We start from the raw sequence: 5,931 nt of genomic DNA, 5'->3' as shown, positions 1-5,931 counted from the left end.
GTCTCACGCTCCGCCGACCGCCCCGCCGCCGCGCGTGTCCACGCTCCCGGCCCGTAACGGCTTACAGCCGTACGGGCCGGGGACGCGGCGCGGCGCGGGGCCGCGGTCACTTCTTGTAGTCGCTCCCGAGGACCACCGTGACATCCGCGTTCGGCGCCCCGTCGCCCTTGGCCACGGACCCGGCCGGCAGGCCGAGCGTCTTGGCGATCTCCTTGGCCTGCGCCGCCCGCTTCTCGTCGGAGTACGTCACCTTCGACGCGGCCTGCCCGCCGCTCTGCGTGCCGCCGTCGACGACGGTGTAGCCGCCGTTGACCAGGGCGATCTGCGCCGCGCCGGCGGCCGTCTTCTTCCCTGTGGCGTTCTTCACGCTCACCCGCGGCGGCGCGTCCGCGGCGTTCTTCTTCACCGTGCCGCCGAGCACGTCCTTGACCACCGAGGCGGTGGCCTGCTCGCTGAGCGTTCCGTCGCCCTGCACGGGCAGCACCTTGGTGTCGTACGAGCCCTTCTTGGCCAGCTCGGCGAGGTGCGCCAGGGAGGCCCCGAGCTGCTTCTCGGAGAGCGAGGGGTCGGGGATCTGGGCGAGCGTCTCCACCGTGTTCACGGCCGAGCCGGTGTCCGTCGAGACCTTCTTCAGGACCGCCTGCATGACCTGGCCGAACCGCGCGAGCTGCTTGGTCTGCGCCTCGCCGGGCGCGTGGTAGACGGCGTACGCGACGGCCGCCTGGCCGTTCAGCTCCTGGTCCTTGCCCTGCTTGACCCGCGGGCTGTCGTCCTTCTTCGCGCCGGGAATGGTGGCGTCCGCGTCGAGCGTGATGCCGCCGACCAGCTCGACGAGGTTCTCCAGATACGGCGTGTCCAGCCGCCAGCTGCCCTTGATGTCCGCGCCGAGCAGCGTGTTCAGGGCGTCGCGGGTGCCCCCTGTGCCGCCGTCCTGCACCGACTTGCCGAGCGTGGTGGCGGTGCCGCCGTCCGTGGTGACGGCGAGCGTGTTCGGCAGCAGGACCGTGGTGCCCCGGCCTGCGGTCTCGTTGTCGACCAGCAGGGCGGTGGAGCTGCCGCCGCCCTTGGTCTCCCGCAGATGCACGACGATCACGTCGCGCTTCTGCGCGCCCCCGGAGGCCGCCGCGCCCTTGGAGTCGCCGCCCGTGCCCGGCAGCATCCCCGCGTACCAGAGGTAGCCGACACCGCCGGCCACGACGAGCGCGACGACGACTATGAGCACGACGACGCGGTTGCGGCCCTGGCGCTTGCGCTCGTCGCGGCGCTCGGTGCGGCTCTCGCTGAACTTGAGCCAGTCGATGACGTCCTCGGAGTCCTCGTCCGGCTCCTCGATGAAGGAGAACTGCTCGGTCCGGTACTCCTCGCCCTCACCGCCGGCCATATCCGGCTTGTCCGCCGCATCCGCGCGCTCGGACTGCTCGGTGTGCTCGGTGTGCTCGGTGTGCTCCTCGTCGCGCGGGGCCGCGGCCTGCTGCGGGATCCACTCCTGCTGCTGGACCTGCTGCTGGACCTGCTGCTGAGGCTGGTGGTGCTGCGACTGCCCCTGCACGGACTGCTGGTGCTGCGGCTGGTAGGACTGCTGCGCGTACGGGTCGTAGCCGTACCCCTGCTGCGCCCCGGCGCCGTACGGGTCGTACGGCTGCTGCGCCTGCTGGTACTGCTGCTGGTCCTGATACGGCTGCTGCGGCGGAATCGACTGCCCGTACTGCCCGTGCTGTCCATACTGGCTCTGGCCGTGCTGGCCGTGCTGGTCGGGGTGCCCCTGCTGCTGAATCGGCTGCCCGTACTGGTCGTACACCCGCTGCGGGTCGTTCGGCTGGTACACCGGCTGCCCATAGGCGTCGTAGCCGTACACATGTGGTTCCTGTGCGTACGGGTCCTGTCGGTCGTTCACCAGAGCCCCTTCAACCGGTGTCTGCCGGTGTCTGACTGATTCAGCCGTCTTGCCGGTACAGCTTGCGCTTGTCGATGTAGCGGACCACACCGTCCGGCACCAGATACCAGACCGGATCGCCCTGTGCGACGCGCGTCCGGCAGCCGGACGAGGAGATCGCCAGCGCGGGCACCTCCACCAGGGAGACGCCGTCCTCCGGGAGCCCCGGATTGGCCAGTACGTGGCCGGGTCGCGTCACGCCGATGAAGTGGGCCAGCGAGAACAGTTCCTCGGTGTCCCGCCAGGTGAGGATCTGCGAGAGCGCGTCGGCTCCGGTGATGAAGAAGAGGTCCGCGTCACCGTGCTCGGCGCGCAGGTCCCGCAGCGTATCGGTGGTGTAGGTGGGGCCGCCGCGGTCGATGTCGATGCGGCTGACCGAGAACTGCGGGTTGGACGCGGTGGCGATGACCGTCATCAGATAGCGGTCCTCCGCCGGGGACACCTTCTTGTGGCTCTTCTGCCACGGCTGCCCGGTCGGTACGAAGACCACCTCGTCCAGGTGGAACTGCGAGGCCACCTCGCTCGCGGCGACCAAGTGGCCGTGGTGGATCGGGTCGAAGGTCCCGCCCATCACGCCGAGTCGCCGCTTCGCGGGCTCTGTCTGCTCTCCCATGCGTGCAGACCCTACTGGGCCCGGCCGCGCACCGGGACGTCGGTTCAGCGGTCGCGGTTGAAACGGGTGACGCCCCACAGCAGGAGCAGCAGGATGACGAGGGCAGCGCCGCCCGTCATGAAGGGGCTGATGCTCTCGTGGGTGTCCACGTGCTCGCCCTCGGCGGCGAGCGTGACCAGGGCGGTGTGGGCGGTGCTGAATGCGGTCATCTTCGGCAGGACCTATCCGGTGATGGGATCGGGCAGAGACTTCTGACACATCGTATGCGGCGGCGCCCGGCAACCTCACGGCGACTCCGCGCGTCCGCCCTAGTCAGGCGCGTCCGGCGGCCGACGGGCAGCGGCCGGGCGCGTACGGCAACGGCCGGCCAGGCGCAGTCGGGCGCGTACGGCGTCCGGCGAGTTCCCGTCGGGCGCGGCCGCCGTGCGGCGGTCAGTCCTTGTTGCCGTACCCGCGCAGCACGAACCAGCCGATGAGGGCGACGCCGGCGATCGTGACGAGGAGGATCGTCGGCATCAGCATGCCGGGACTCTCGTGGCCTTTGGAGACGGCGAGCAGTTCCGTGAAGCCGGGGTAGCCGGTCAGGCCATTCATGTCGGGCATGGCTCCACGGTAGCCAGCCCGATATCAACATCTAGGCTGGGGTCCGCATAGTGGGGGGACGGGTTCGGATCGGCCTGATCGGCCCAGTGAAGGGGGTCACCATGAGCAGCAGTGACAGCAGCGGCGGGGGACACGAGCAGGTGCCCGGCCGGGAACGGAAGCGGTTCCCCGGAATCTCCTCGCGCGCGTACGAGCATCCGGCGGACCGGTCGGCGCTGGTGGCGCTGCGCAAACTGAGCGGCTTCGACACCGTCTTCAAGGCGCTGAGCGGGCTGCTGCCGGAGCGCAGCCTGCGGCTGCTGTTCCTCTCCGACTCGGTGCGCGTCGGCGACCAGCAGTTCCAGCACCTCAACATCATGCTGCGGGACGCCTGCTACATCCTGGACCTGGAGAAGGTCCCGCCGATGTACGTCACCCAGGACCCGCAGCCCAACGCCATGTGCATCGGCCTGGACGAGCCGATCATCGTGGTCACCACGGGGCTCGTCGAGCTGCTGGACGAGGAGGAGATGCGGGCGGTGGTGGGCCACGAGGTGGGTCATGCGCTGTCCGGGCACTCCGTCTACCGCACCATCCTGCTTTTTCTCACCAACTTCGCACTCAAGGTCGCCTGGATCCCGCTGGGCAATATCGCGATCATGGCGATCGTCACGGCGCTGCGCGAGTGGTTCCGCAAGTCGGAGCTGTCGGCGGACCGGGCCGGGCTGCTGGTCGGGCAGGATCTGCGGGCGTCGATGCGCGGCCTGATGAAGATCGCGGGCGGCAACCATCTGCACGAGATGAACGTGGACGCGTTTCTCGCGCAGGCCGAGGAGTACGAGTCGGGCGGCGATCTGCGGGACTCCGTACTCAAGATCATGAACGTGCTGCCGCGCAGCCACCCGTTCACGACCGTACGGGCCGCCGAGCTCAAGAAGTGGGCCGAGAGCCGCGACTACCAGCGGATCATGGACGGCCACTACCCGCGCCGCGACGAGGACAAGGACACCTCGGTGACCGACTCCTTCAAGGAGTCCGCGTCGCACTACGCCGAATCGGTGCGGTCCAGCAGGGACCCGCTGATGGGGCTCGTACGGGACATCGCGGGCGGCGCGGGCGACCTCGGCGGCAAGCTCCGGGACACCTTCACCGGCCGGGGCTCGTCGTCGACGGGACGAAGCACTGCCGAGGACGGGCCGGGGAACGGATCCGAGAACGGGCCGGGCGGCGGCAGCGACGGACCCAAGGGGCCCACGGAACACTAGGGGCAGACCCAAGGGGCCCACGGGGCGCTAGGGACGGCCCGGCGGCCACGAGGCGCTGTAGACCGGCCCCCACAGGGCCCGCGGAGCGCTCCTGGCGGCTCTACCGGCGCCCCGTCGGGGTCGGCATCGCTCCGGCCGCCAGTACGCCGCACAGCGACGCCGTGGCCCGCCCGGTCGCGTACGGGTCCGTACCGGCCGGGCCCTCGTCCTTCGCCCGCTCCCCCGCCAGCAGCGGCCGCAGATACCCGGCCGCGTCCGCCGCGCAGGACTCGGGACCGGCCTGCACATTGGCCTGCGTCACCTCGATGTGGTGGTCGCGCAGGTCGTCCCGGTCGAAGCGGAAGCGCATCTCGCGCCGGACGGTGAAGAGCGAGACCTCGTCCGCCCCGGCCGACGGGCTCCTGCCCGCCCGCGCCGGGCGCAGCGGGTAGACGAAGGTGTGGTCGGCGGTGACCTCCAGCGCGCCCGCCGACTCGGTCACGGAGAGCGTGCCCCGGACCCGTACGGGCGCGTTCGCGAGGGCGACCTTCGACGGGTCGAAGCGGACCAGCCAGCCGGTGGCCGCGTGCCGCCCGTCGTCCTGCGGGTGGGCGAGGCTCTGGTCGTACTGGGCGAGCTGGGACGGGTCGAGCAGGACGCGCGTGGTCCGGGTGTCGCCGCCGGTGAGCACGCCGGGGTCGAGGGAGGATTTGACGACGTACTCCTTGGCGGCGGCGAGCGCGGCCAGCACCTGGCTCTCGGAGAAGTGCTGGGTCTTGCGGGCGGCGGGCAGCGTCACGCCCTCCGAGCCCTCGCCGAACTGCGCGGCGGGGCTGTGGTCGAAGAGGTCGCGCGCGGAGGAGCCGACGACCGTGCCGGTCGGCGCGAGCGGGATGAGCGTGGTGCGCAGCGGGTCGGCGGCGGGCGGCGGCGTCTCCTTGTAGGGGTGGCGTACGCCCATATAGACGGCCGTTCCGAAGGCGAGGGCGATCAGCAGCACCAGGACGAGCACTTGGCGCGGGGCCCCGATGCGCGCCCAGTGCGAGCGGTTGCGCACCGCCTGGGCGTGGTCGCGCATCCGCTCCCTGGCGGAGAACTCCTGGAGCCGGGCAGCGCGCACGAACGACTCGTCGAAGACGACGGAACCGTACTCGTCGTCGCTGCTTCCGGGGACACCTTCGGGAGTCCCCTCAGGTGGCTCTCCAGGCCCGGCCATACTTCAAGAGTAGGTCTGCGGACGCTCAGGTAAACGCCCTGGTACACGACAAGTTCGGACGAAAAACGAGGCGGACGGCTGACGCGCCGGAGCGGGTCGGACGCACCCCCCGATCGCACGCCGGTCGCACCCCGTCCACGCCCCGTCCCCACTCCGTCCGCACGCCGATCGCCAGGAAACGGGGACGGCACGGGCCGCGCGTACGCCGTCAGGGCTGGCGCGGCGCGGCCGAGGCCACCGGCGGTTCCGAGTCCGCGGAGACCGACGGCAGCGGATCCGAGTGCTCCTTGGCGGGGCCGACGGGGCTGTCCACGCCGCTGGTGGCGGGCGGAGCCTCCGGGCC

The 5,931-nt window shown here is 71.0% G+C and carries 6 protein-coding genes; 1 reads left to right on the top strand and 5 read right to left on the bottom strand.

From position 1 onward, the window contains the following. Positions 1–106: 106 nt before the first annotated feature. From ACFU99_RS29990 to ACFU99_RS29975, 4 genes are all read right to left on the bottom strand, one after another. Entirely contained in the window at positions 107–1,894 is a 1,788-nt protein-coding gene (locus ACFU99_RS29990) for an LCP family protein (RefSeq protein ID WP_384397964.1), read from the bottom strand. A 40-nt stretch (positions 1,895–1,934) separates the two neighbouring features. Beyond that, a complete protein-coding gene (gene nadD, locus ACFU99_RS29985; protein ID WP_384397962.1) occupies positions 1,935–2,546 on the bottom strand; it encodes a nicotinate-nucleotide adenylyltransferase in 612 nt (203 codons plus the stop codon). Positions 2,547–2,590: 44 nt separating this feature from the next. Next, the gene (locus ACFU99_RS29980) at positions 2,591–2,755 is read right to left on the bottom strand and encodes a hypothetical protein (RefSeq protein WP_363131773.1); all 165 of its coding nucleotides are present in this window, start codon (positions 2,753–2,755) and stop codon (positions 2,591–2,593) included. A 223-nt stretch (positions 2,756–2,978) separates the two neighbouring features. Beyond that, positions 2,979–3,149: a hypothetical protein gene (locus ACFU99_RS29975; protein ID WP_384397960.1), complete on the bottom strand. Its 171-nt coding sequence runs from the start codon at positions 3,147–3,149 to the stop codon at positions 2,979–2,981. 101 nt (positions 3,150–3,250) lie between these two features. On the opposite strand from ACFU99_RS29975, the gene ACFU99_RS29970 reads away from it, so the two are divergent. After that, complete coding sequence (locus ACFU99_RS29970) at positions 3,251–4,393, top strand: M48 family metallopeptidase (RefSeq protein ID WP_384397958.1); 1,143 nt, start codon at positions 3,251–3,253, stop codon at positions 4,391–4,393. Positions 4,394–4,493: 100 nt separating this feature from the next. Here the strand turns inward: ACFU99_RS29970 and ACFU99_RS29965 are convergent, their stop codons facing one another. After that, entirely contained in the window at positions 4,494–5,588 is a 1,095-nt protein-coding gene (locus ACFU99_RS29965; RefSeq protein WP_384397956.1) for a hypothetical protein, read from the bottom strand. Positions 5,589–5,931: the final 343 nt, after the last annotated feature.

Source organism: Streptomyces sp. NPDC057654, from assembly GCF_042800135.1.
Classification (GTDB): Bacteria; Actinomycetota; Actinomycetes; order Streptomycetales; family Streptomycetaceae; genus Streptomyces.
This window is presented reverse-complemented; position numbering and strand designations above follow the sequence as displayed.